The organism is Methylomonas sp. BG-2, from assembly GCF_057766305.1.
In genome coordinates, this window is sequence record NZ_JBYMAP010000337.1 from 1 (window position 1) to 3,204 (window position 3,204).

Annotated in this window: 1 protein-coding gene; it reads right to left on the bottom strand. The window is 58.1% G+C overall.

Annotation, left to right across the window (positions count from 1 at the left end):
- On the bottom strand, window positions 1-2,807 hold a 2,807-nt coding region (locus AC3B8H_RS19755), incomplete at its 3' end, for a methyl-accepting chemotaxis protein (protein WP_488443230.1).
- Between the last annotated feature and the right edge of the window lie 397 nt (window positions 2,808-3,204).

Sequence of the window (3,204 nt, forward strand, 5' to 3'; positions counted from 1 at the left end):
TCTTGAGACGCGGCGGCGATTTCCTGCACGAGGTCCGAGGTTTTGGTAATGCTCGGCACGATGGCATCCAATAGGTGGCCGGCGCTTTCGGCGGTATTGACGCTGGTTTCGGCGAGTTTGCCGATTTCCTGTGCGGCGATCTGGCTTCGCTCCGCCAGTTTGCGCACTTCGGCGGCGACCACCGCGAAGCCCTTGCCGTGGTCGCCGGCCCGAGCCGCTTCGATGGCGGCATTCAGCGCCAGCATATTGGTCTGGTAGGCAATGTCGTCGATGATGCTGATTTTGCCTGCGATGTCGCGCATGGCCACGACGGTTTGCTTGACCGCGTCGCCGCCTTCGGCCGCTTCGCGCGAAGCCTTGGTGGCCATGCCGTCGGTGACCTTGGCGTTATCGGCGTTTTGGTTGATGCTGGACGCCATTTGTTCGATGCTGGCGCAGGTTTCCTCGACGCTGGCGGCTTGCTCGCTGGAGGCTTGCGACAGCGATTGCGACGTGGCGCTGACTTGCTTGGAAGCCGTGCCCAGTTGTTCGGCGGCGGCGATGACTTCGGCGATGGTTTGCGACAATTTGGCGATGGTGTTGTTGACGGTATCCTTGAATTCGCCGAGTTGGCCTTGGTAATTCCCCTTGACCGGGCGGGTCAGGTCGCCTTGTTCCACCAGCCGCAACACTTCGACGACTTCGTTGATCGGCAGGATGACGCCGTCCAAGGTCTGGTTGACGCCATCGACGATCTTACGGAAATCGCCCTGATGCCGGTTGGCGTCGGCGCGGGTTGACAATCGGCCTTCGACGGCGGCTTGCGATAGCGTGTTGGCGTCCGCGACCAAAGCGTTGACGGCGTCTATGCAGGTGTTCAGGTTGTCTTTCAGGATATTGAAATCGCCGTGATAGGTGTCGGTGATTTTGGCCGGGATGTTACCCTTGGCGATGTTATCGACGTAATCGGCGGCGACGTTGAGCGGGCCTATCACCGCGTCCAGCGTGGCGTTGACGCCTTCGACGATCTTGCGGAAGTCGCCCTGGTGCCGGGTGGCGTCGGCCCGAGTCGCCAAACGGCCTTCGACGGCGGCCTGCGACAGCGTGTTGGCGTCGGTGACCAGCGCCTGAATGTTGTGCTTGAGCAGCATCAGCCACTCGTGAATTTGATCGTCGCTGGAGGCTTTCGCCATTTCCGCGCTCATGTCGCCGTTCGCCAGTTTGGTGACGTAGCCGATCAACTCGGACAGCCAGGCATGCACGCCATTGACGGCTTGCTTCATCTTGTCGTGGTCGCCCTGGCAAGCGATCTCGACCCGTTGGCGCAGGTCGCCGCCGCGAATCAGGCTCAGCACGCGATTACCTTCGCCGATCGGAATCAAAATGGCGTCGAGGATTTGGTTGATGCCTTGCACCAGTCGGTTGAAGTCGCCTTTGTGCCGGCCGGCGTCGGCGCGCGCGTCCAAGCGGCCTTCGGCGGCAGCGCTGATCAGCGTATTGGTGTCCGCCATCACGGCTTTCAAATTGCCGCGCACCAGTTCTATCGTGTCGTTGATGAATACTTTCTTGCCGGGCAAGCGTTCCATCGGCGCGTCGAAATCGCCTTCGCCAAAGGCTTTGAACACGGCCATGGCTTTTTTCTTGACGGCGATATGGCCGGACACCATGTCGTTGACACCCTGGGCCATGACACCGAAATCGCCTTGAAACTTTTGGGCGTTCATCATCACGTCAATGTCGCCTGCCTCGTGCTGCCGGCTCATATGATTCATGTCGGCGATAAAGCCTTTCAGATTACCGCGCACCAGTTCGATCGTGTCGTTGATAAACGCTTTCTTGCCGGGTAGTTTTTCCATCGGCGCGTCGAAATTACCTTCGCCGAAGGCCTTGAACACCGCCATCGCTTTTTTCTTGACGGCGATATGCCCGGAGACCATATCGTTGACGCCTTGCGCCATTTGCCGAAAGCTGCCTTGAAAGCGTTGGCTGTCGACGACGGCGTCGATATCGCCTCGTTCGTGCTCGCTGGCCATCCGGTCGATGTCCGCCAGCAGGGATTTGATCGTGTCGCTCATATGTTTCATCGCCGCCATGACGCTGGCATTATCGTTGGCGCGAATTTGAATCGTGCCGTTCAGATCGCCGGCGGCGATTCTGCCGGCCAGTTGGGCGACTTCGTCCGGCTCGCCGCCCAGTTGGCGGGTCAACTTACGCGTCGAGAACCAGCCCAATAGCCCGATCGTTGCCAAGGCCGCTACCGCGATGACCACGAGCCAGACCATGGCGCGGCTTTTAATGTCCTTGGCGTGGCTGGCGCTTTGTTCGGCCAGGTTCCCGTTGTATTGGGCCTGTTGTTCCAACGAATCTTGCAGCGTTGCCGCGATCGGCGTCATTTGCTCCAGAGCCGCCAGCGCTTGGTCCTTGCGGTTTTCATTGGATAGCGTTAGCACGGTATCGGCGCCGAGGCGAAATTTTGCGAAGGCCGCGAGATTCGCGGTATACAAGCGCCTGTCCTCGGCGTCGGACACCAACGAGTCGTACTGCTTGAGGCTGGTATCGAAAGCGTCGAGCGCAGTGGCGATGGCTTGATTCAACTCGACGGTTTTGCCGGCATCGGCGTTGGACACGTGCCGGTAAAGCCTGGCCCGGACTTGGCTGAAGGTTTTGATTTGCCGATTCAGCACAATCAACGAGGGCACGCTGTTACTGTTGGCATAGTTTGCCGAAGCAAATACGCTCTCCAGTTGTAGATAGCTGACCACCGCCAGACTGGACAGGCCCAGTAAAGCGATTCCGACTAACAGAGACATGCGTTGTACGATGGACATGCGGACCTCCCGAAGTTAGGCATCCCTGGGTTGAGTCGGCCGGCCTTCCGTAACTGACCGCGTATTCTTTGAGCCGGGACCGATCTCGTCGGTCGATGCGTTTTGGCGCTTCCCGAAAATGGTAATGTATCTATAGCCTATATTAAGGTGACGCGCCATGGGTGGCGTAAAAATAATCTGTTTGACTGTTAGTATTTATCCGGCTAAGCGGCGAGAATCCAATGACCGCGCGAGTGGCGCCGATTGATGGGGTCGCCTTGGGCGCGTTCTGCTGTAAACGATTGGTTTTATGGGTTTATAACTCGGATTTTTTCGCGCTATCGCCCGGTTGTTTGGGTTGGTCGGTAGGTTAAAGCTTAAATACAGTCTGGTTTTTCCGACAAATCCACCGAATGAA